19 protein-coding genes are annotated in these 23,072 nt (G+C 41.7%); 8 read left to right on the top strand and 11 right to left on the bottom strand.

The window, feature by feature from the left end:
• Window positions 1-56: 56 nt before the first annotated feature.
• The 5 genes from carA to ccoG all read left to right on the top strand — a co-directional run bounded on the left by carA (window position 57) and on the right by ccoG (window position 8,082).
• On the top strand, window positions 57-1,193 hold the full coding sequence (gene carA / locus S4054249_RS09140) for a glutamine-hydrolyzing carbamoyl-phosphate synthase small subunit (protein WP_039609524.1): 1,137 nt from the start codon (window positions 57-59) through the stop codon (window positions 1,191-1,193).
• Between the two features lie 18 nt (window positions 1,194-1,211).
• Window positions 1,212-4,430, top strand: a complete 3,219-nt coding sequence (carB, locus tag S4054249_RS09145; protein ID WP_046355379.1) for a carbamoyl-phosphate synthase large subunit — start codon at window positions 1,212-1,214, stop codon at window positions 4,428-4,430.
• Between the two features lie 46 nt (window positions 4,431-4,476).
• On the top strand, window positions 4,477-4,953 hold the full coding sequence (greA, locus tag S4054249_RS09150) for a transcription elongation factor GreA (protein WP_039609029.1): 477 nt from the start codon (window positions 4,477-4,479) through the stop codon (window positions 4,951-4,953).
• Between the two features lie 167 nt (window positions 4,954-5,120).
• Complete coding sequence (locus S4054249_RS09155; RefSeq protein ID WP_046355378.1) at window positions 5,121-6,560, top strand: sigma-54 interaction domain-containing protein; 1,440 nt, start codon at window positions 5,121-5,123, stop codon at window positions 6,558-6,560.
• A gap of 139 nt (window positions 6,561-6,699) precedes the next feature.
• A complete protein-coding gene (ccoG, locus tag S4054249_RS09160) occupies window positions 6,700-8,082 on the top strand; it encodes a cytochrome c oxidase accessory protein CcoG (RefSeq protein ID WP_046355377.1) in 1,383 nt (460 codons plus the stop codon).
• Between the two features lie 84 nt (window positions 8,083-8,166).
• On the opposite strand, the gene S4054249_RS27145 is transcribed toward ccoG, so the two are convergent.
• The 11 genes from S4054249_RS27145 to ccoN form a co-directional block, all read right to left on the bottom strand.
• Window positions 8,167-8,301 (bottom strand): hypothetical protein, encoded by a 135-nt coding sequence (locus tag S4054249_RS27145; RefSeq protein ID WP_256370552.1) that lies wholly within the window; start codon window positions 8,299-8,301, stop codon window positions 8,167-8,169.
• A 203-nt stretch (window positions 8,302-8,504) separates the two neighbouring features.
• Window positions 8,505-9,428: a universal stress protein UspE gene (uspE, locus tag S4054249_RS09165; protein WP_046355376.1), complete on the bottom strand. Its 924-nt coding sequence runs from the start codon at window positions 9,426-9,428 to the stop codon at window positions 8,505-8,507.
• A 95-nt stretch (window positions 9,429-9,523) separates the two neighbouring features.
• A complete protein-coding gene (locus S4054249_RS09170) occupies window positions 9,524-10,252 on the bottom strand; it encodes an FNR family transcription factor (protein ID WP_039609025.1) in 729 nt (242 codons plus the stop codon).
• 186 nt (window positions 10,253-10,438) lie between these two features.
• Window positions 10,439-11,107 (bottom strand): sulfite exporter TauE/SafE family protein, encoded by a 669-nt coding sequence (locus S4054249_RS09175; RefSeq protein WP_046355375.1) that lies wholly within the window; start codon window positions 11,105-11,107, stop codon window positions 10,439-10,441.
• Entirely contained in the window at window positions 11,097-11,270 is a 174-nt protein-coding gene (gene ccoS, locus S4054249_RS09180; protein WP_039609023.1) for a cbb3-type cytochrome oxidase assembly protein CcoS, read from the bottom strand. The genes S4054249_RS09175 and ccoS overlap by 11 nt, the downstream gene beginning before the upstream one ends.
• Entirely contained in the window at window positions 11,267-13,639 is a 2,373-nt protein-coding gene (locus S4054249_RS09185; RefSeq protein ID WP_046355374.1) for a heavy metal translocating P-type ATPase, read from the bottom strand. The genes ccoS and S4054249_RS09185 overlap by 4 nt, the downstream gene beginning before the upstream one ends.
• A 5-nt stretch (window positions 13,640-13,644) precedes the next feature.
• A complete protein-coding gene (locus S4054249_RS09190; RefSeq protein WP_046355373.1) occupies window positions 13,645-14,136 on the bottom strand; it encodes a FixH family protein in 492 nt (163 codons plus the stop codon).
• A gap of 123 nt (window positions 14,137-14,259) precedes the next feature.
• Window positions 14,260-15,225, bottom strand: coding sequence for a cytochrome-c oxidase, cbb3-type subunit III (gene ccoP, locus S4054249_RS09195; RefSeq protein ID WP_046355372.1), 966 nt, complete (start codon window positions 15,223-15,225; stop codon window positions 14,260-14,262).
• On the bottom strand, window positions 15,222-15,407 hold the full coding sequence (locus tag S4054249_RS09200; protein WP_046355371.1) for a cbb3-type cytochrome oxidase subunit 3: 186 nt from the start codon (window positions 15,405-15,407) through the stop codon (window positions 15,222-15,224). The genes ccoP and S4054249_RS09200 overlap by 4 nt, the downstream gene beginning before the upstream one ends.
• Before the next feature lie 6 nt (window positions 15,408-15,413).
• Window positions 15,414-16,034, bottom strand: a complete 621-nt coding sequence (ccoO, locus tag S4054249_RS09205) for a cytochrome-c oxidase, cbb3-type subunit II (RefSeq protein WP_046355370.1) — start codon at window positions 16,032-16,034, stop codon at window positions 15,414-15,416.
• Between the two features lie 12 nt (window positions 16,035-16,046).
• Window positions 16,047-17,480 (bottom strand): cytochrome-c oxidase, cbb3-type subunit I, encoded by a 1,434-nt coding sequence (ccoN, locus tag S4054249_RS09210; protein ID WP_046355369.1) that lies wholly within the window; start codon window positions 17,478-17,480, stop codon window positions 16,047-16,049.
• 469 nt (window positions 17,481-17,949) lie between these two features.
• On the opposite strand from ccoN, the gene S4054249_RS09215 reads away from it, so the two are divergent.
• From S4054249_RS09215 to S4054249_RS09225, 3 genes are all read left to right on the top strand, one after another.
• Window positions 17,950-18,264 (top strand): hypothetical protein, encoded by a 315-nt coding sequence (locus S4054249_RS09215; protein ID WP_145925002.1) that lies wholly within the window; start codon window positions 17,950-17,952, stop codon window positions 18,262-18,264.
• Between the two features lie 604 nt (window positions 18,265-18,868).
• Window positions 18,869-21,937 (top strand): hypothetical protein, encoded by a 3,069-nt coding sequence (locus S4054249_RS09220; protein WP_046355367.1) that lies wholly within the window; start codon window positions 18,869-18,871, stop codon window positions 21,935-21,937.
• A 52-nt stretch (window positions 21,938-21,989) separates the two neighbouring features.
• Entirely contained in the window at window positions 21,990-23,069 is a 1,080-nt protein-coding gene (locus S4054249_RS09225) for a hypothetical protein (protein ID WP_187301387.1), read from the top strand.
• Window positions 23,070-23,072: the final 3 nt, after the last annotated feature.

Below are 23,072 nucleotides of genomic sequence, written 5' to 3' on the forward strand. Positions count from 1 at the left end.
AGACGGGAAAAAAGCGTGTTTGCTTATCCCGTTTTTTTATATCTATGGAGGTTAACTTGACTAAATCCGCTCTGTTAGTCCTTGAAGACGGTACGGTGTTTCGCGGTACTGCCATCGGCGCCGACGGTATTTCTGTTGGTGAGGTAGTATTCAATACGTCTATGACAGGATATCAAGAAATCTTGACAGATCCGTCTTACGCGGAACAAATTGTCACCTTAACTTACCCGCACATCGGAAACACTGGTACCAACAGTGAAGACGAAGAAGCGGACAAAATCTGGGCTAAAGGCCTTGTGATTCGTGACTTACCATTACTAGCAAGTAATTTCCGTAACGAACAATCGTTAAGTGATTATTTGAAAGAACGTAATATTTTAGGGATAGCGGATATCGATACGCGTAAGCTGACGCGTATCCTACGTGATAAGGGAGCTCAAAACGGCTGTATCATCGCAGGTGATGACGTTGACGAGCAAAAGGCGCTTGAAGCGGCTAAGGCATTCCCTGGCCTAAAAGGAATGGATTTAGCAAAAGTTGTAACAACAGAATCTTCTTTCCCTTGGAATGAAGGTAGCTGGACACTAGGCGAAGGCTTTAAAACGCTTGAGCAAGGTGAAGAGCAGTTCCATGTTGTTGCATACGATTTTGGTGTAAAGAAAAATATCTTACGTATGCTAGTTGACCGTGGCTGTAAGCTAACGGTTGTTCCTGCAGAAACCTCCGCTGCAGAAGTACTGGCATTAAACCCAGACGGCATCTTCCTTTCAAATGGACCTGGTGATCCAGAGCCATGTACTTATGCAATCGATGCTATCAAGTCTTTCCTTGAAACAGACACTCCAATTTTTGGTATTTGTCTTGGTCACCAATTACTGGCATTAGCATCTGGTGCAAAAACAGTAAAAATGAAGTTCGGTCACCACGGTGGTAACCACCCGGTTAAAGATCTAGACCGTGACGTAGTGATGATCACAGCGCAAAACCATGGTTTCGCTGCTGATGAGCAAAGCTTACCTGACAATCTTCGTGCAACGCACAAGTCATTATTCGACGGTACGTTACAGGGTATTCACCGCACTGATAAGCCAGCTTTCAGTTTCCAAGGTCACCCTGAAGCAAGCCCAGGTCCACACGACGCAGCGCCGTTGTTTGACCACTTCATTGAATTAATGCAAGCACGCAAAGCCTAATTTATTACTGGAGTAACAATGCCAAAACGTACCGACATAAAAAGCATTCTAATCTTGGGCGCAGGCCCAATTGTTATCGGCCAAGCATGTGAATTTGACTACTCTGGTGCTCAGGCCTGTAAAGCGCTTAGAGAAGAAGGTTATCGAGTCATTCTTGTAAACTCGAACCCTGCAACCATTATGACTGATCCAGAAATGGCTGATGCAACGTACATCGAGCCAATTCACTGGGAAGTTGTTGAAAAAATCATCGAAAAAGAAAAGCCAGATGCGGTTCTTCCTACAATGGGTGGTCAAACAGCACTAAACTGTGCGCTTGATTTAGACAAGCACGGTGTGCTGGCTAAACACGACGTTGAGCTGATTGGTGCAACTGCGGATGCAATCGACAAAGCAGAAAACCGTGAGCGTTTCGACATCGCGATGAAAAACATTGGCCTTGAGTGTCCTCGAGCAGAGATCGCACACTCAATGGATGAGGCAAAAGACGTATTAACGCGTATTGGTTTCCCATGTATTATTCGTCCTTCTTTCACAATGGGTGGTACCGGTGGTGGTGTTGCTTATAACATGGAAGAGTTTGAAGAAATCTGTACACGTGGTCTAGACCTTTCACCTACGAATGAGCTTCTAATTGATGAGAGCTTACTTGGTTGGAAAGAGTACGAAATGGAAGTTGTTCGTGACAAAAACGACAACTGTATCATTGTATGTTCTATCGAAAACTTTGATCCAATGGGTGTTCACACGGGTGACTCAATCACAGTTGCACCGGCACAGACACTGACTGATAAAGAGTATCAGTTAATGCGTAACGCTTCGATGGCGGTATTGCGTGAGATTGGTGTTGAAACAGGTGGTTCAAACGTTCAGTTTGGTGTAAATCCAAAAGATGGCCGTATGGTTATCATTGAGATGAACCCACGTGTATCTCGTTCATCTGCACTAGCCTCAAAAGCGACGGGTTTCCCAATCGCGAAAATCGCAGCAAAACTGGCTGTAGGTTACACGCTTGATGAGCTTCAAAATGACATCACTGGTGGCGCGACACCAGCATCATTTGAGCCTTCAATTGACTACGTTGTGACTAAGATCCCTCGTTTTAACTTTGAAAAGTTCGCTGGCGCAAATGACCGTCTAACGACTCAGATGAAGTCTGTTGGTGAGGTTATGGCGATTGGCCGTAACCAACAAGAGTCTCTTCATAAAGCACTTCGTGGTCTAGAAGTGGGCGCAACAGGTTTCAACCCAATCGTTGCACTTGATGACCCTAAAGCAAAAGAAACCATCATCCGTGAGCTACGCGAGCCAGGTGCAGAGCGTATTTGGTACATTGCAGATGCAATGCGTCACGGTATGAGTGTTGAAGATGTATTCGAGCTAACTAAGATTGACCCTTGGTACTTAGTTCAGATTGAAGACATCATTAAAGATGAAGCTCAAATTGCAGAAGCAGGTCTTGCCGGTCTTAACAAAGATTTCTTACGTCGCCTTAAGCGTAAGGGTTTTGCTGATTCGCGCATTGCTGAAATTGCAGGTGTGTCTGAAAAAGAAATCCGTAAGAAGCGTCATCAGTTAGAAATCCTACCTGTTTACAAGCGTGTTGATACTTGTGCAGCAGAATTCAGCTCAGACACAGCGTACATGTACTCTACATATGACGAAGAGTGTGAAGCAGCGCCATCTGACAAAGACAAGATCATGGTTATCGGCGGTGGCCCTAACCGTATCGGTCAAGGTATCGAATTCGATTACTGTTGTGTACACGCAGCGCTTGCAATGCGTGAAGATGGTTACGAAACTATCATGGTTAACTGTAACCCTGAGACAGTTTCTACAGACTATGATACATCAGATCGTCTATTCTTCGAGCCAATTACACTTGAAGACGTGCTAGAAATTGTACGCGTTGAGAAGCCAAAAGGCGTTATCGTTCAGTACGGTGGTCAAACACCACTGAAATTAGCGCGTGACCTTGAAGCGAATGGTGTGCCGGTAATTGGTACCTCTCCAGATGCAATCGACCGTGCAGAAGACCGTGAGCGTTTCCAGCAACTTGTTGAACGTCTTGACCTTCTTCAGCCTGAGAACGCGACAGTCACTTCATTAGAAGAAGCGGTTGCTAAGTCTCAAGAAATCGGTTTCCCATTAGTTGTTCGTCCATCATACGTACTAGGTGGTCGTGCGATGGAAATCGTATATGACGAAGATGACTTACGTCGTTACATGACTGAGGCGGTATCTGTATCTAACGAAGCACCAGTTCTTCTTGACCGCTTCCTAGATGATGCAATCGAAGTTGACGTTGATGCTATCTGTGATGGTGAAAACGTGATCATCGGCGGTATCATGGAGCACATCGAGCAGGCGGGTGTTCACTCAGGTGACTCAGCATGTTCATTACCAGCACACTCTCTATCGCAAGATATTCAAGACGTTATGCGCAAGCAAGTACGTGACATGGCGCTAGAGCTTGGTGTTGTCGGTCTAATGAATACTCAGTTTGCTGTGAAAGATGGCAAAGTATACCTTATCGAGGTTAACCCTCGTGCAGCGCGTACAGTACCATTTGTTTCTAAAGCAACAGGTGTTGCACTTGCGAAAGTAGCTGCACGTTGTATGGTTGGCCAATCACTAGAAAGCCAAGGCGTAACGAAAGAAGTTATTCCTCCTTATTACAGCGTGAAAGAAGTTGTACTTCCTTTTGCTAAGTTCTTAGGTGTTGACCCAATCCGTGGTCCAGAGATGCGTTCAACGGGTGAAGTCATGGGTGTTGGTGAAAACTTCGCCGAAGCATTCGCAAAAGCTCAATTAGGTGCATCAAACGCTTTACCACGTGGCGGTCGCGCGTTACTATCTGTCCGTAACAGCGACAAGTCACGCGTTGTTGAGCTTGCTAAAACGATGAAAGCTATCGGTTTTGAGCTTGATGCAACGAACGGTACAGCTAAAGCACTAGAAGAAGCTGGCATTGAAGTTCGCCGCGTGAACAAGGTATTTGAAGGTCGTCCTCATATTCTTGACCGTATCAAGAATGGTGAGTACAGCTACATCGTAAATACTACTGAAGGTCGCCAAGCGATTGAAGATTCGAAGGTGTTACGTCGTGGTGCACTTCAGCATAAGACTAACTACACCACCACGCTAAATGCAGCGTTTGCAAACTGTACTGCGCATGCCGCAGATGACAGAAGCTCTGTAAACTCTGTACAAGAATTACACCAGCGATTGAACTAATGGATATAAGCCAAGGCCTTTGGCCTTGGTGGTAAGTGAGAGACTTATGCAATCAATTCCGATGACTGTACGAGGCGAAGAGTTGCTTCGTGAAGAACTGAACCATCTGAAAAAAGTGGTTCGCCCCCAAATTGTTGCTGACATCGCCGAAGCGCGTGAACACGGTGACTTAAAAGAAAACGCTGAGTATCATGCTGCGCGTGAACAGCAGGGTTTTTGTGAAGGGCGAATTCAAGAAATCGAAGCTAAACTATCGACTTCTCAAGTAATTGACGTCACAAAGATGGCCAATAATGGCAAGGTTATTTTTGGTAGTACAGTAACGATTGTTAATGTAGATACTGATGAAGAAGTAACTTATAAAATTGTTGGCGACGACGAAGCAGACATTAAAAACAATTTAATTTCTGTCAATTCACCAATTGCTCGTGGCTTAGTCGGCAAAGAGCTAGATGATTCAGTTAATATTCAAACTCCAAACGGTACTGTTGAATACGAAATCATCGAAGTTGAATACGTCTAATTAGTCTAACCTAAAGATCAAAAGCCCAGTTCATTGTAACTGGGCTTTTTTATTTCTTACGCAGAATAAATCCCATTTTTGACCAAGATCATCCTTTCAATGAACAACTCTCGCTAGATAAAACAGATTGGCGTACTATCAATCGTGAAATATCACGAGGATTGATGATGTCATCTGTTATTAAGCATTTTTTGAATGATCCAAAACTTTTACTCAATGCCGTCGGCGAAGGGATATATGGCTTTGACTTGTCTGGTAATGCTGTTTTTATTAACCCTGCAGCAGAAAAAATGACAGGATGGGGAGCAGAAGAATTACTTGGAAAGAAGATCCATCAGTATCACCATCATAGCCACCCAGATGGTAGCGAATACCCAGCCGATGAATGCCAAATTTATAAAACCATGTTTGATGGTGAAACGCGTTATGTGAAAGGAGAGGTTTTTTGGCGTAAAGATGGGAGTTGCTTTCCGGTTGAGTATACGTCGACACCTGTATATCGAGATGGTCAAGTGATAGGGGCTGTTGCGATATTTCGCGATATTTCACAGCAAGAGGAAACAGAGCAAGCACTTCGTGATGCGCTCAAGCAAGTGCAATCTTTATCAGAGCAATTAAAAGACGAAAATAGCTATCTGTTGTCCGAAATTAATCAAAATTGGCAAGGTTCTGGTTTGGTGGGCCAAAGCCATGTTTTCAACCGTATGCTTGAGCAAATCAAGTTAGTTAGTACAACTGACAGTACAGTGCTTGTTTTAGGTGAAAATGGTACAGGTAAAGAGCTAGTTGCACGAAACCTACACGCCTTAAGTGGTCGCTCAAAAATGCCTTTTGTACGTGTGAATTGTGCTGCATTTTCGCCAAGCTTGTTAGAGTCAGAATTATTTGGTCATGAAAAAGGCGCGTTTACAGGTGCGCATGATAAGAGAAAAGGGCGTTTTGAGCTTGCACACAATGGTACCTTGTTTTTAGATGAAATTGGTGAGCTACCTCAGGAGGCGCAAAGCAAGCTACTACGTGTACTACAAGAGCAAGAGTTTGAGCGTGTCGGTGGAACAAAAACCATATCCGTTAATATACGAGTAATTGCAGCAACAAACAGAGACCTGTGGCAAATGGTGGAAGAGGGAGCGTTTAGGATGGACTTATATTATCGATTAAATGTATTCCCTATTAAAGTGCCTCCGCTTCGTGAAAGAGCAGAAGATTTACCTATGCTGTGTGCCAACATGATTAATAAGCTTAATGTTCGGTTAGGCAAGCAAATCAAGGGGATAGCGAAAGCATCTTTAATCAAATTAGAGTCCTATGATTGGCCCGGTAATATCAGAGAGCTTCAGAATATTTTGGAGCGTGAAGCGATTTTAGCAAGCGGTTACACATTGCATTTGTCACAGCCTTTACACATAGATGAGAATGTTGCCATTAAAGGTGAGACAGCAGTTCGTTTGGATGAAGTTCAAAAGCTCCATATTATTAAAGTGTTAGAGATGAGCGGTTGGAAAATTTCAGGTGCGCACGGTGCCGCTGAAAAGCTTGGATTAAATGAAAGTACACTGCGCTCTAAGATGAAAAAGTTAGGGATTGATAAAAAACGTGATATTTAATGAGGGTTCGTGAAATATCACGTTTAGTGAGAAGGTGCTTTTATAAATATTTTTTATATATCAATGGTTTATATATCTTTCAGTTTGGTCTGAAAGTTGCAAACTAATAATCGTGTTCCACTTACCGTAAGCAAGTAATATGAAGTTTGATATTAAAGAAGAGGATATGATCATTAAGCCCTATAAACAAGAAGGGCCGATATATATTCGAGAGCAAAAGGGGTTCTTTCAGTCAATCCGCCGTAACCTCGGTTGGATTTTGATGTTGATATTTATTGCCATTCCTTGGATCCCATACAAGGACCAACAAGCGGTACTTTTAGATGTTGCTAGTCAGCAATTTAGAATATTTGGCCAAACATTTTTACCTCATGACTTTATGATTTTAGCCTGGGTATTTATGGCAGGCGCATTTGGTTTGTTTTTTGTCACCAATTGGCTAGGCCGAGTATGGTGTGGCTATACCTGCCCTCAAACAATTTGGATGTTAATGTTTACTTGGGTTGAACATCGAGTAGAGGGGACTCGAAATCAGAGAGTTAAACTTGATAAGTCCAATTGGACTACCCAAAAAGCGTTTCGAAAAACAGTTAAGCATGCGATTTGGTTATTGATCTCTTTATTTACCGCGACCTCTTTTATGGCCTATTTTGTGCCAGCAAAAACTTTATATATAGAAATGTTCACGCTAGAGTGGTCTGGTTTAGTAAGTTTTTGGGTGTTTCTATTTGCTTTTTGTACTTATGGAAATGCCGGTTTTTTAAGAGAAAAGATGTGCAATGTGGCTTGCCCATATTCACGCTTTCAATCAGTGATGTTTGATAAAGACACCTTACTTGTAACTTATGATACATCGCGCGGAGAAAGTCGTGGTCCAAGGAAGCGAAAATCTGATCATAAAGCGCAAGGGCTTGGAGATTGTGTAGACTGTAACTTGTGTGTTGAAGTGTGCCCTGCGGGCATAGATATACGGAATGGTCTTCAATATGAATGCATCAATTGTGGGTTATGTATAGATGCGTGTGATGACACCATGTCTAAGTTTGGTTATCAAACAGGATTAATACAGTATGTTAGTGAAAATCAAACAGCTGGAAAAACCTCAAGCCCTTTGAGGCTTAAACTTGTCGGCTATGCAGGACTATTTGCGGTTATACTCGTAACCATGGCTATTTGGGCATTTAATCGCACGCCCATTGAAGCATCAGTTATTCGTGATCGTAATGCGCTTTATCGGGTTAATTACGAAGGGTTAGTCGAAAACCCATACACATTAAGCATTATAAATAAGACGCAGCAAACGCTGCAATACAAAGTGAGCTTCAGTGGCTTAAGTAATGCAAAACTAAATGCCCCACAAAAAATTGAGATACAAGGCGGTAAGATGTTACTTGTGCCTGTAACGATTGCGGCTGATGGCTATGATATTCTCAGCAAGCGAACCCCAATTCAATTTACAATTTCCGCGAATGAAGATAGCAGTATTTCAATTACGAAAGACAGTTATTTTTACAAAAACTAGTGTTTTAGTAGAGCACTGGGTTATTCCTCAAAGGGCCATTTGGCCCTTTTTTATAAAAATTATATGCCAAATGGACTATGTCAATTACATATTTTGCTTTGTACTATCAGAATATTGAAAGAAGAAAATCACCTGAGCTGTGATTATTTTTTTGGAAGTATTGTGCAGTGCCTGCAAGTCATGAACTTGATGAATGCCTGTAATATATAGATCTGTCATACAGACAGGCCTTAAATTTTAAAACGTATAGGCCACACAAATTGTCGAAATCAATCAGTTATTAAGAGCTTCTAAGCTGTTTTTATTTGTATTGTTTAGCGTTAGCTTATCTATTTATGTTTGAAAGTTTTAAGCACAGATATGGTGGATGTTGTTACTACATTTAAGAAAAGTCCGATATTAAAAATCGGACTGCAGAGGGGTTAGTTTTCTAGTGGGCTCTTATAGCCGTCAGGTTTGAGTGCTAAAACGTCGCAATCTAAGCTGTCAATAACATGTTCCGCGGTATTGCCTATTAACGCTGCGCTTAACCCAGTTCTTCCGACTGTACCAATAACGACAAGCTCAGCTGACTTTTTCTCGGCGACAGAAGGGATCACATCTTCTGGTAGCCCTTCTTCGATGATACAAGTCTCTCTTGCTATGTTAAATTGACTGGCTAAAGACCAGGTTTCATCCTCATGATGCTTTTTAACCGCTTCACTATACTGAGATGGATTAAACTCCGGGATTTCTATTGCAATATTGACGGGCGTCGCAGGATAAGTATTGACTAGGCTTAAAGAGGCATCGGCGAGATCACAGATAAATAATGCGTCTTTAATGATACGTTTGTTTAACTCTTGGTGTTGTTCGCTGTCGCTTACAGAGTTTACTGCTGCGATGATTTCACCATGCTCTGGCCAAGCGTGCTCTTTTACTAAAAGTACAGGAGCAGGGCACTTTCGTATTAGGTGCCAATCAGTGGGTGTAAATATCACAGACTTTAATGTATCGTGCTGATGTGTAGACTTGATCACCATGTCAAACTGCTCATCTAGTACTTCTTCAATAATGGCTTCATAAGGGCGGTTATGCCACACGACTTTTGCTCGAATATCGAGGTCAGCATACTTTTCTATAAAGACATTAATCCATTCCTCTCGATCTTTGATGACCGCGTGTCTCATTGCTTCTCGCTCATCTTTAGAGAGCATAGTCGTCATCTCATACGAGAAGTCATAGATTGAAAGAAATGCTGTTATTTTTGCACCGGTTTTCTTGGCGAGACTAATCGAGCGTTCAAGGCTATTTTGTTGCTCTTTAGTGGGATCAATAACAGTGAGAATTCTCTTTATTTTGTCCATAAAAGCCTCCTATGGCACTTGGCTAATCAATATACTTTGAGTGTAACTGATATAGCCAAGGTATAAAGTGAATTCGGCACAAATATTGGTTTAGATCAAGCAGTAATACCTGCAGCAGCAGCTAAGCCTTCAGGCTCTAGAATGGTAATAAATTTACCTTCCACCTTAATTAACCCTGCTTTTTGAAAGCGACTTAACAGGCGGCTGATAGTTTCAACTGTTAGGCCTAAGTAGTTGCCTATTTCACCTCGAGTCATAGTAAAGCGGAACTCTTTTCGAGAGAAACCACGTTCACCAAAGCGATTCGATAAGTTAAAAATAAAGGTTGCGAGTCTTTCTTCAGCCGTTTTTTTGTTGAGCAACAATAACATTTCTTGATCATAATTGATTTCGTTACTCATCAATCGCATAATTTGTTGTCGAAGTTTTGGTAACTTGCCAGCTAGCTCATCGAGTGTTTCAAACGGGATTTCACACACCATTGATGTCTCAAGGGCTTGAGCAAAACTTTGGTGTTGCATCTTGTTGATGGCATCAAAACCGACTAGATCACCTGCTAGATGAAACCCAGTTATTTGCTCATCACCTTGTTCAGACAGGGTGTAAGATTTAAATGAGCCAGATCTGACTGCATAAATTGCTTGAAGTTGTGAGCCAGACTCGAATAAAAAGTCCCCTTTGTGTAAAGGCTTTTTACGTTCGATAATTTCATCGAGCTTGTCCATTTCATTACCATTCAGGGAATAAGGCAGGCAAAGCTGGCTTATGCTGCAATTTGTACAACTGATTGTACACTGACTTTTGGAGCGATTATTTAAATCCATAATTAATCCATTACTCTTAGACGCACATAATAAATAAATTCAAAAATTGCCAAAAACAAAAACTCAAATATTTTTATTTAAGTTAAGTACTTCGAAATTTTCACCATATAAGCTTTTAAAAACTCCTGCTTTTAACTGCTTATGTACTACTTGCCATTATCTAATATTCGCAAGCAGAAAACTAGATTAATCTACTAGTTTATTACTAGTGATGATAATCAAGTAAAATCCATACCACACAAAGAGGTTGCCCAGTGCAACCCGTGTCACTGTATGATTTAAAAACTTATTGAGCATTTGAGCTGACTGCCCCGCAACGAGTAAGGCAGGGAAAGTGCCTAAAGCAAATGCGACCATAGTCAACGCACCATACAGCGCGCTCGTTGCTTGAAGGCTCCATATCAACGCACTATATACTAGGCCACAAGGAAGCCACCCCCATAAAGCGCCATAAGCAAGCGCTTTGGTTTTGGTATCGATTGGCAAAATGTGTTGATTTAGCTTTACGAGACGTTGCCAAATTATGATATTTCCCAGTTTTTCTAGCCAGTTTAACGTCCCTGCAAGGCGCATAATATAGAGGCCTACAAGTAACATAAACACACCACTTAAATAAGATAAAGCTAAGCCAAATCCCGTGTGCTGCTTTGCGAGTGACGCTCCCAAGGTAGCCACTAATAAACCGGCCGTAGCGTAACTTAAAAGCCGACCTAGGTTGTATAAAAAAGCGACGGTAAATGGTTTTTGTTTTGATTGTGCAAGCTGCAAGCTTGATGCAATACCACCACACATTGCAAGACAGTGTCCACTTCCCATTAGGCCCATAAAAAAAGCACTGGCAAAACTAATTTCCATCGTTACTCTTTTTATGTTGCTCTTTGTCGTCTTCAAATAAAATGCTATGGGCTTGCTTGTTTAAATCTGAGAACTGTTCACTTTTTACAGCCCAAAAGAATACCCCAATGGCGATAACGACAAATAAAATAGCGATAGGGATCAATACGTAAATAATACTCATAACTTTAGCAACCTTAATGAGTTAGTAATGACCACAATTGAGCTTGCTGACATACCAATTACAGCGAGCCAAGGTGGGACGAGTCCAAGTGCAGCCAAAGGTAAGATAGAACCATTATAAAGCAGCGAAATCGTCAAATTTTGTTTAATGATTTGCTTGGTTTTTACAGCCACACCCTGTAGCGTTTTCAGTGAATTTAGATCACTATTTAACAGTACTACATCTGCGGTGTTTTTTGAAATATCCGCGCCAGTTTCCATTGCAATAGAAAGGTGAGCACTATTAAATACCGGGCTATCATTCACGCCATCGCCAACCATAGCTACAATATGTCCTCTATTTGACCACTGTTCAACTTCTTGTTGTTTATCCTTTGGTGCGCATGCTTGCTTGTATGAATCTAACCCTAGTTCGTTGGACAAGTTACTTGCCGCTTTTGAGCTATCACCGGTTAACATATGGCAAGTTAGTCTGTGAGATTGTAAATATTCAATGACTTCAGGTGCACTGGTTCTTACCTTGTCTTGAAGGTAAAAGTCGGCGATGGGGTGCTTATCGACAAACAGTGTTGCCTGTGCAAAAGATGCGTGACTTCCAAACCAACTAGGTTTACCGATTGCGATATGTTTACCTTCAAACTCACCGCTCACTCCGAGCCCTGTTGAAACATGAGCTTGATGTATTTCTATAAAGCTTGGGTTATCGTCAACAAAAGCTTTTGCTATTGGATGCTCTGAGTAACGCTCCAGTGCGCTTGCAAGAGATAAAATCATCGATTCGGCATATTGCTGATCTAGAATTGTAATGTCAGAAATGGTGAACCGACCTTCAGTGAGGGTACCTGTTTTATCGAATGCATATCGACTTACTTTCGGCGCCGTTTCTAACACATGCGCTTCTTTTATCAAAATACCTTTTTTGGTGAGTGTTGCAACTGCGCACGTTAACGCTGTAGGGATAGCTAAGCTCAAAGCGCAAGGGCAGGTTGCAACTAAAACTGCGATTGTTACCCAAAATGCATGCTCTGGTTCGACATGATACCAACCAATTGCTGTAATAGAGGCAAAGATCAGTAAGCAGGCGACAAACCATTGAGCGACCTTATCGGTAACTTCAACAATTTTAGGCCTTTTCATTAACGCATTATGTTGAAGCTTAATGATCTGATTGAGCAAAGTGTTCTGCCCAACTTTGTTTATTTTTAAAGTGATCACGCCATCATGGTTCAGCGTGCCTGCGTAGACTTGGTGATTGGCAAACTTTTTGATTGGGAGGTGTTCACCTGTCATCATTGACTCGTCGACTGTGCTGGTGCCTTCAACGACAATCCCATCTGCTGGGATTGTCTCGCCGGGTTTAACTAAGATTAAATCATTTAACTGTAGGTTTTTGGCCGCAATGACTTCCTCAGCTGCGCCAGCTATACGCCGAGCGGTAAGAGGCAATAGTTTCTGTAAATTAGCGGTGAACTCACTCGCTTTCATGCGGGCTCTGAACTCTAGATACTTACCAAGTAGCAATAAGAAAGTGAACATGCAGATGGATTCAAAATAAACCTCACCGACAGACATCACAGTCGCATAACAACTCGCACCATAAGCACCAAAGATTGCCAATGATACTGGCAGGTCCATATTGAGTTGCCGACTTTTAAGGCCTTTTATCGCATTGATTAAGAATGGAAGGGCAGAATAGAGAATAACGGGGGAGGCTAAAATCAAGCTAATCCAACGGAAGTACTGCTCAAACCCATCTTCCATGCCTGAAAACATGCCAAAGTACATGGCAAAAGCGAACATCATGACTTGCATTGTCATCAGTCCGGCTACGCCCAAGCGGCGCATATAAGCTTTTGAAGCGGCTTGTTTCTGTGCGGCTTCTTCATCAGCTTGGAATGGATACGCTTTGTATCCAATTTGCATAAGTGCCCCGATGATTTCACTGAGTTGAGTCAGTTCATTATTCCACAAGATCATTGCTCTGTGTGTTGATGTATTCACATCCACACGTTTAATTTCTGGTAACGCAAGCAACTGTTTTTCTATAAGCCATGCACACGCAGCGCAGCTTATTCCTTCAACACTGAGCAATACTTCTTTTAAATTACCTTGCTCAGATACGAAATCTTTTTGAATATCTTGGTTGTCGTAATTGGTTAATTCTTTTAATTGTTCTGGTACTAGCTCTTCGACTCTACCACTTGTTTCGGTACGAAATTTATAATAGTCACTCATTCCTTGTGCAAGAATGGTCTCTGCCACAGCTTGGCAACCTGTACAGCAAACAGGGTTTGCGATTCCTTCGAAAATAACTTCACCTTGAAAGCCAGAAGGCACAGCTTCAAGACAATGAAAACAACTTTTTGCCATAAGAATTACTTGTATTGAGGTGTAATAGAAACTGGCTTATCTGTTGGCAATTGCAAATTCTCTTTCATCTTCCAACTGCCGTCCATTGGTTCAATAAAGACGGTAAATGCGCCTTTATGCTCATTATCCAGCAGCGCTGTGAAAGTGCCGCTGGCATTGGCAAGTAGAGTTGTAGAGAAATCGTATTCTTTAATGGTACGATGATAAAACGACACTTTTAGTGCATTCACATTACTGCGGTCGCCTTTTGTAAAGTCAAAACTAATACGATCATTTTCAACGATTAAATCGCCGTGCAGGTACAATGCTTTCGCTTTATTGAATTTACTCAATTCAAGGTTGATGGCTTTACCTTTTTTGTAATAATCATCAACGACCATATCGGGACCGTTACCAACAGCGTAAGTTACTAAAAAAACGCATGCAATAATGGTTACAAGTGGAAAAAACATTAAAAACCAAGGCCAAAAATTCTTATACCACGGAGTTGGATTCATAATTAGTCACTACTTTACAATGTTGTTGGTGCCTGTTTCGGCGATTATTAAATATGTATTCTTTTTGTGTTTTTACTATAAGTAAGCCTCCAAATAAAGGAGGCTTACGCGTTCAGATAACGTTTATTTCTCTTGAGATAAACTGTATACGTAGGCTGTTAATAGGTGCACTTTATCTTCACCTAAAATGTCTTTCCATGCTGGCATGACACCTGCGCGGCCGTGACGGATTGACTCTTCAACGGCACGTTTAGAGCCACCGTATAACCAGATGTTGTCCGTCAAATCAGGTGCTCCAAATGGTAATCCAAGAGCTACAGAGCCTGTACCATCGGCACCGTGACACGCTGCACACATACCAAACTTAGCTTTACCGGCATCGGCATCTTTTTGATTGACAGTACGGCCTGAAAGGCTCAGCACATAAGCTGTCATTTCTTGTACGCCTTGCTCACCTAGTGCCGCTTCCCAACCAGGCATTGCAGCAATGCGACCATTCAATAAGGTTTCTTTGATTTGATCGGGGCTGCCACCATATAACCAGTCTTTGTCAGTTAGGTTAGGAAAGCCAAGTCCACCGCGAGCATCTGAACCATGACATTGTGCACAGTTTTGTGCATATAGTCTTTGCCCAATCTCTAGTGCGTTTGAGTCTTTGGCCAGTGTTAATACATCTTGCTCTGCAAACGCTTTGAAGATAGGACCAAAGCGTTCATCCGCTGCTTCAAACTCCTTGTCTAATTGAACCCAAAGTCCTTTGTCTTTTGCGTCCAATACCGCTTGTTTAGATTCTTCAAGCGACGTGACACCTTGGTTTGAACTAGTCCAGCCAAGTAGACCCGCAAAGTTACCTAAACCTGGGTACATTGCTAGGTAGTATACAGACCAAACGAATGTTGCGAAGAACATGTATGTCCACCATTTCGGTAGTGGGTTGTTTAGTTCTTCGATGCCGTCAAACTCATGACCACAACTAGCACCTTCTTCTACACCCGTGTAGTTTTTCAGGTTCCAAATTAGTAGGCCAAAAATGAGAGCCAGACATGCTAAGGTCAATACGATGACCCAAATACTCCAAAAGCTAGTCATTTTTCAGACTCCTTTTCCTCTTTTGAAATTGTGTTGTCGTGTTTTATTTCATCGTCGAATATAGCTTTTGCAGCATCATCAAAACGACTTTTTGTACGTTTGCTGTAAGCCCACACAACAATCACAATGAACAGTACTAAAATTACCAGAGTTAAAATGCCTCTGTATGTGCCGTAATCCATAATAAATTACTTCAAATGTGTGCCAAGCTGTTGCAAGTAAGCAATCAAGGCTTCCATTTCGGTTTTGCCTTCAACTGCTTGCTGTGCATTCTTGATATCTTCGTCGGTGTAAGGCACACCGAAGTTTTTAAAGACTTCAAGCTTCTTAGCGGTTAATTTACCATCCAGTACGTTCTCTTCTAGCCACGGGTAACCTGGCATATTTGATTCAGGAACTACGGAGCGAGGGTCGATCAGGTGCGCATAATGCCAGTCGTCAGAATAACGACCACCAACACGCGCTAGATCTGGTCCGGTTCGTTTAGAGCCCCATTGAAATGGGTGGTCCCAAACTGATTCGCCAGCGACAGAGTAGTGACCATATCGTTCTACTTCGTCTCTAAATGGGCGGATCATCTGTGAATGACAGTTGTAACAGCCTTCGCGGACATAAATGTCTCTGCCTTCCATCTCAAGTGCAGTTAATGGGCGTAGCCCCTCAACTGGCTGTGTTGTGTCATCTTGGAACATGAGTGGCGTTATTTCTACCAATGCACCGAAGCTAATCGCAAACACTGTGAGAATCGCCATCAAACCAACGTTCTTTTCTACTATTTCGTGTTTATTTGTCGAATTATTATTGCTCATAGTCGATACCTCTTAAGCCATTTGTGTGTTTGCATCAGTAGCTAGTGAGCCACTTTTTGCAGTAACAGTGCGGTATACGTTATAAGCCATTACTAGCATGCCGACTACGATGAACACACCACCTAGGAAGCGCATCACGTAGAATGGATATGAAGCCTCTAAGGATTGAACAAAGCTATACATTAATGTGCCATCAGAGTTCACTGCGCGCCACATCAAGCCTTGCATTACACCTGATATCCACATTGCTACGATGTATAAAACAACGCCTACTGTGTGCAACCAGAAATGTGTGTTGACAAGTTTAACGCTGTACATATTTGCATGGCCAAATAGTGCAGGGATTAAATGGTAAATAGCACCAATAGAAATCATCGCAACCCAACCAAGTGCTCCAGAGTGAACGTGGCCAACAGTCCAGTCTGTATAATGTGATAGTGCATTCACAGACTTGATAGCCATCATTGGACCTTCAAATGTGGACATACCGTAGAAAGAGAGTGATACGACTAAGAAGCGTAATACAGGATCTGTGCGAAGCTTATGCCATGCACCGGACAACGTCATAATACCGTTGATCATGCCGCCCCATGAAGGCACAAATAAAATCACTGACATGACCATACCTAGTGACTGTGTCCAATCAGGTAAAGCGGTGTAATGAAGGTGGTGAGGGCCGGCCCAAATGTAGAGTGAGACCAGCGCCCAGAAATGCACAACAGATAATCTATATGAATATACAGGACGGCCAGCTTGCTTAGGAACGAAATAGTACATCATACCTAAGAATCCAGCGGTTAGAAGGAAACCTACCGCGTTGTGCCCATACCACCATTGTACCATCGCATCTACTGCACCTGCGTAGATAGAGTATGATTTAGTTAGTGATACCGGTACAGCCATACTGTTAACGATGTGCAGGACAGCAACAGTGATGATAAATCCTGCATAGAACCAGTTTGCGACATAAATATGAGACACTTTACGGTTAATCAATGTGCCGAAAAAGACGACTGCGTAAGTTACCCAAACGACTGCAATTGCAATATCAATAGGCCACTCTAGCTCTGCATATTCTTTCGAGCTTGTGATACCTAAAGGCAGTGTGATTGCGGCTGCAACGATAATTGCTTGCCAGCCCCAAAATGTAAATGAAGCTAATTTGTCGGAGAAAAGGCGCGTTTGACACGTGCGTTGCACAACGTAATACGACGTTGCAAATAGTGCACTAGTACCAAAGGCGAATATAACAGCGTTCGTATGTAACGGACGAAGTCGCGAGTAAGTCAACCATGGAATGTCGAAGTTTAAAGCAGGCCAAGCAAGTTGCGCTGCGATAAAGACACCTACACCCATGCCAACGATGCCCCAAATCACTGTCATAATAGCGAATTGGCGTACAACTTTGTAGTTGTACTCAGTTTGTGATGCTACTGTTTGGCTCATTTTCTGGATTCCGCTGCAGTTAATGCGTTTAGAAATGATTAACCTGTAAAACAGGCCCTCTTTTATATTTCAACAGCCCCGCTTTGCGTACGCTAAATAAGCCAAAGCGAGCCTGAGAAACCCTTATTTTTGCAAGGAAATAATAATTTTTTTGCAAAACAAAAGATACCTAAAACACCCCAAAGCATGACATCAATCAAGTTTTCAGCAGGTAGTTTAAAACCGTCCAGTTTTCATGACCACGGTCAATTAACCTGAGATTTAGATAAACCTTGGCTGGCTCTCAAAGCTTGATAAGCGTAGTATCATAGGCACACAATTTTGACTTCAGTCAGCTTAGATTATGCGCTATTTTTCAACATTCGCTTTGATAATTTCAATTTATTTACTTACGTCCTGCTCAGAGCTATCTACAAGTATACATGAAAGTTCAGAAAAAAGTGAAAGTTCAGTCAAAACTAAAAGTTGTGTGAAATCTGCGCCTTGCCAAGTAAACGCTACAACTCAATTTTGGCTGTCAAGTAAGTATATAAGAGCCGAAGAACCTTTCATTATTACTGTTAAAGCACAGCCTGGTATTGACCTAAATAATGCGTATATAGAAGGGGTTTCTATGTATATGGGGAAAATCCCGATTACGTTTACGAAAGTAGACTCCAATTTGTGGCAGGCAGAAGTGATGGTAGGGGCTTGTAGCTTAGCTGAGATGCAATGGCAAATTTTGGTTCCTTCTTTTAATCGTTTCATGCCAAGTCAGTCGCTGTATTTCTTTTCATATCGCTAAACACAATCCGTAAGTTGTTTATTAACCGGCTAAAATGCCTGTAGTGTTACTCACTAAACACCAACCACTAAATGCATTTCTTTCAATTCTACCGCTGGTACATCCGTTCCGATTTTTTGCTTATTGCCAAAAGTTTATTGTTGTCATTATGGTAGCATAAACAAAAAATAAACTTTTCTGTGTGGTTTTTGCTCTTCTTTGTTTTGGGTTGTGTGTTTTGCAACATTTATAAAATATAATTCTTTCTCAATTTTATTTTTTTCACTTAAATTATTGTTTTTAATTGTATTTATTTATCTTTAAAAGCGTGTATGGTTTTTGTTCATGTGCAGAGTTAATTGTTTTGTTGATTTTTTTTGATTAGTTTGTTTTCATATAAGTAACATTGTGTGGCTTGTGTATGCTTCTGGTTTCTGGATTGTTGTTTTTTTGTGTTCTATTGGTCAGGATATTGCAAATCTAAAAGCGGTTTACTGAAGGGTAAGTGCAAATTAATTAACAAGAATTTTAGAAAAAAGTTGCTTATATACTAGAGAATTACTCTTTAGCAACTACGCTTAAAACAATTAAAAGAAAAATCCTAAGGCATTTAAGGAGGCCTCCTGTGGTGAATAAAAAAATTTACCGTTCCTCTCTTTCAGTTTCAGTCGCATTAACACTTGGGTTATCTGGGTGTAGTCTTTTTGAAAGCGAAGACTCTTCAAGTATGGTTCCTGTGGAGCCTCTACCGTCAAATATCGAAGGCACTGCTTCTGTTGATTTTAATGTATTTGTTTCTGGTAAAGCTGTTAAAGGAACACTCCGAGGTGCAGAGCTCGTTGTAAAAGAATTAAAAAATGGTGAGTTGGTTGACGTCGCTTTTAGAAGTGAATTAGTAACAGTTGAGAAAACAGCAACAGGTACGAGTGAGGCGGTTGCAGCCGAATTAGCCAAGTCACAAATAGTAAGCGAGAGTCCACAGTCACTGCTGACCGCCGATGATGGTACATATGGTTTTTATATTGATCAACAGTTTAGCGGTGCACTCTACATCACGATTAAAACAACGAAAACAAGTGGCTTTATTAAGTGCGATGCACTTTTAGGATGCGGTGATTTCTCGGCAAGCTCAGAAAATGACGTCAACTCAAACTCAAAAATTGATTTCGACGAATGGTATCAAGATGACCTAACGCTTAATGTAGTAAAAGAAATTACAGCGCAAGCCAGTCGCCAAGCTAAAGGTGCTGAGGGTACGACAAAGGCGTATACAGCAAATGCGACAATTTTCACAACTTTGGCGTCTGAGTTATTACAAAAAGTGTCGCAAGACGGCGGCGTCGTAAGCTCTGAAACTGTGGCTGATGCTAGTTTGAATACGCTACTACTCTTACTTGGTCCAGAAGCTGCCAAAGACGCCGTGTTGTTATCTGGAGATATTTCTTTGGGTGGTGCTGTTGATTTTACCGATGTAACGTCAGAGGACACTATTGATGCGGGCACGTTAGCACTCATCAATGTTGCCTCCACACTTCAAAACATTGCGTCTAATTCTGGCGGGAGCTCTTCGCTTGATACTGTGCTTGACACGTTAAAACAAGGTGTTACTGACGGCAGCTTTAAAGGCAGTGAAGATGCAGCTGTAGCTCAACTTGCAGCCACTCTTCAAGAAGAGGTGAACAAAACAGCGACTGTATTTGTAGCGATAGCAAGTGGTGATGTCGAAGCGATAAAGGCTGCTTTGAAAGAAGTCGCTCCTGAACTTGATGACGACTCGTTAAATGAGCTTGCTGAAAAAGCTAAAGATGCTCGAGATAAAGCCATTGAATCGGGTGCAACTGACGAAAATGCGCTTGAAGACGCTGCAGAAGATTCCAAAAACGCAGTTGAAGATCTGGGCTGTGAGGGGGATGAGTGTAACGCTGATGACAGCAGTCTAATTAACGATAGCTTAACTGAACTTTTGGCTTCTTTGACTCAATCTCAAACACAACTTTCTTCTTTAAATGTTACCTACAATGGGTTGATTTCAGGTTTGCAAGCAGTAGTAGCTTTAGGTGAAACTGCGCAAACTCAAGAGGAGAAAGAGAACTATTTGAAGGTGGCTGATGACTTCATCGCTGAGCTTGTTAGCTCTAATCTGGAACAAGATACTGTTGTATTGGTCTCAAGAGCTGGGCAGATTTTAGCAAGTGCTGAGGGGCTGTTAGCATTGACTACAGATGCACAATCAGCAGCGACTGATTCACAGACACTTGTAAACAATACGGCTTCACTGAGTTCAAATGTTACCAGCATGGTAACTGGTGCAAATGCTGAGAGAGAAAAGGCAGTTGCATTGCTGGATGACGCATCAAGTGCTGCGAAGGTACTTGCAGAAGCGGCGATTGAACGTGCTAAAGAAAGCGAGCAAACATTCAACACAGCCAATGCTGATGTTCAATCTCAATTTTCAGATGCGACCAATTTATTCGCTTCCGCAGGTACAGATTTAACAGCATTAGAAGCAGCATTGGCAAGTTCACAAAGTGCTGTTGATAAATTCAGTGCGTTAAACGCATTGACGGCTGAAATTTTAAGCGATGTTGATCTTGCAAAAACACGTGCTGAGGAATATTTAGCGCTGGCAACGACAGATGCGCAGCGAACAGAAGCGCAGCAGTTTGTCACTGAGTCAACGACAATACAGCAAGCAGTGACTGCAAGTGTAACTACTTTTAAAGCAACTGAATCAGATATTCGAACTTTAAATAGTAGTGTCTCATCTGCGACTGATAATGCGAGAGGCAAATCAGGCACTGATAAAATGACATCAATTGCATTTGTCACCAAAGAAGGTGCGGATGCAGTATTTAATGCCGGCGAAGTGGTTTATGACGTAGTCAGAGATATTTGGGATCAAAATTTGGACTCAGGTTCTCACAGTGGGACAGCGCCTAATTACCCAGAATGGACTTACCGCTACAATACAGATACCTATGAAGTTGAGCTAACGAATACACAGGGTGATGAGCATATCCTAGCAAACGCGCAGGTTAATTCTGGCGCGACAAGTAAAATTATTTTGACTTGGACTGGTACATTAAAGTCAACTGATGGCCAAACTGTATTGGTTAAATCCCCTGATTTGGCGGAATGTGAACGTTGGTCTTTAGACGTAGTTGCACAGCCAAACGCGTCATGTTCTGTGATTTTCATTGACGGCAGCATAACGACAATTGAAGACGCGAGAAACTTTGATGCTTCTAGTGCTAAGACATTCAATATCGTTGAATTTGTTGATGGACAGTATGGATTTAACGGTACTTTAGCATCAGAGCTGACATCCACCGACAGTGCTGGCAATGCCGTCCCATTGTTTGTCAGTGGTGCGACTGAACATGCAAGTATTGTTATGTCAGGTGTTACCGAAGGCCTTTCTTTTACAGCTGATTTTGCGCTTAAAAATGAAGACGACAATGATGAACTTGGTTTAGCTAAAATTATGCTAAATGAGTTTAATGGCTATGTATTCAACGTCAATTTAGTTGATACTGACGGGCCACTTACTGGTGATGTTACGCTTTACAATGATACGACGCCAGTTAAGGTTGGCGACGTCATTGAGATCACAAATGGATTTAGAGTCACGTATGTTGATGGACAAGTGATCGATTACACTGATATCGATTTCTTAGGGCAAAACATCAACTAATCTTTCTCTACAATAATAAAGGAAGGCGGTTTTTACCGCCTTTGATCTAATAATGATGACAAAACCCAATGCACTTCTTCTTACAGTACTTTTCTCAAGCTCTACTTATTCAAGTGATTTTGAAATAATTAACACGTTCGACTCAGAAATATATACAGAAGCACAACCCGTTAAATCTTTTCTCGATGAGTTTGATAAACCGCTTAAATCGGGTGACAGTGCCTTTACATTTAATGTTTTTGAGCTTGGAGTGAAATATAAAGGCGTTGCTGTTGGTGCTCAGAGCAGATACAACTATGCGCTTGAATTTGACCCAGATACTGCGCTTTTCACTTATCTAGAAAAAAACGACTTACCATTTGAGGAAAGGAACTATCGATATTATCTGAAGGGAAAGCAATCCACATCTCATGGCGTATTTATTTCTTATGACTTTGATTTTTTTGATGAGTCTCTAACGATTGTACCCAAGGTCACCTACTATCAGAGTGCGCATTTTCAAGATGCGGTAGTCGATGGGACTGTTTTTAGCGATGAAATAAAGGGCGCATTACAAACACAATATTTTTTCTCGAAAGATATCTTGTTTAAGTCATTTACTCCTGAACAGAGTCCTGAAGGCGAGGGGTATTCGATTGATTTGGCCATCAAATGGCAAGTCAATGACGACCTTACTTTATCTTTCAAAGGGCTTGATTTAATCAATGAAACACAATATTCAGGTGTTGGTTTTGTCAATGGTTTAACGACAGATGTGCCTTTCACTGAACAAGGCGACAGTATCGAAACAGCCCCTTCTATCCGATTACGAACCTCTGCATTTGGCCGTGAAGTAGATTATTCCTTTGAACATGACGCCAGATATTACTTGGATGTGCAATATCGCCTAAATAACCGTGTATCATTCGATGTATTCACTCGCCGATTTTATAAAGATACCTTTATACAAGGAAATATAAACTACCACTTTAATGATAGTTGGCGGGTATTTTCAGGGTATGAGACAAACTCTAAGGCTGTTGAGTTAGGTATTGCAAATGACTATTTTGGGCTTTCTGTCAAAACAGACCGATTAGATCTTGATGACGCACACTACGCAAACATTAATTGGTTTATCCGTTTAGTGTTGTAGGAG

Origin of the sequence: Pseudoalteromonas luteoviolacea, assembly GCF_001750165.1 — a bacterium.
Classification (GTDB): domain Bacteria; phylum Pseudomonadota; class Gammaproteobacteria; order Enterobacterales; family Alteromonadaceae; genus Pseudoalteromonas; species Pseudoalteromonas luteoviolacea_G.

Coding starts and splice junctions, on each gene's coding strand:
- carB (WP_046355379.1), top strand. CDS start 1,212: ATGCCAAAACGTACCGACATAAAAAGCATTCTAATCTTGGGCGCAGGC.
- greA (WP_039609029.1), top strand. CDS start 4,477: ATGCAATCAATTCCGATGACTGTACGAGGCGAAGAGTTGCTTCGTGAA.
- S4054249_RS09155 (WP_046355378.1), top strand. CDS start 5,121: ATGTCATCTGTTATTAAGCATTTTTTGAATGATCCAAAACTTTTACTC.
- ccoG (WP_046355377.1), top strand. CDS start 6,700: ATGAAGTTTGATATTAAAGAAGAGGATATGATCATTAAGCCCTATAAA.
- S4054249_RS27145 (WP_256370552.1), bottom strand. CDS start 8,301: ATGACAGATCTATATATTACAGGCATTCATCAAGTTCATGACTTGCAG.
- uspE (WP_046355376.1), bottom strand. CDS start 9,428: ATGGACAAAATAAAGAGAATTCTCACTGTTATTGATCCCACTAAAGAG.
- S4054249_RS09170 (WP_039609025.1), bottom strand. CDS start 10,252: ATGGATTTAAATAATCGCTCCAAAAGTCAGTGTACAATCAGTTGTACA.
- S4054249_RS09175 (WP_046355375.1), bottom strand. CDS start 11,107: ATGGAAATTAGTTTTGCCAGTGCTTTTTTTATGGGCCTAATGGGAAGT.
- ccoS (WP_039609023.1), bottom strand. CDS start 11,270: ATGAGTATTATTTACGTATTGATCCCTATCGCTATTTTATTTGTCGTT.
- S4054249_RS09185 (WP_046355374.1), bottom strand. CDS start 13,639: ATGGCAAAAAGTTGTTTTCATTGTCTTGAAGCTGTGCCTTCTGGCTTT.
- S4054249_RS09190 (WP_046355373.1), bottom strand. CDS start 14,136: ATGAATCCAACTCCGTGGTATAAGAATTTTTGGCCTTGGTTTTTAATG.
- ccoP (WP_046355372.1), bottom strand. CDS start 15,225: ATGACTAGCTTTTGGAGTATTTGGGTCATCGTATTGACCTTAGCATGT.
- S4054249_RS09200 (WP_046355371.1), bottom strand. CDS start 15,407: ATGGATTACGGCACATACAGAGGCATTTTAACTCTGGTAATTTTAGTA.
- ccoO (WP_046355370.1), bottom strand. CDS start 16,034: ATGAGCAATAATAATTCGACAAATAAACACGAAATAGTAGAAAAGAAC.
- ccoN (WP_046355369.1), bottom strand. CDS start 17,480: ATGAGCCAAACAGTAGCATCACAAACTGAGTACAACTACAAAGTTGTA.
- S4054249_RS09225 (WP_187301387.1), top strand. CDS start 21,990: ATGATGACAAAACCCAATGCACTTCTTCTTACAGTACTTTTCTCAAGC.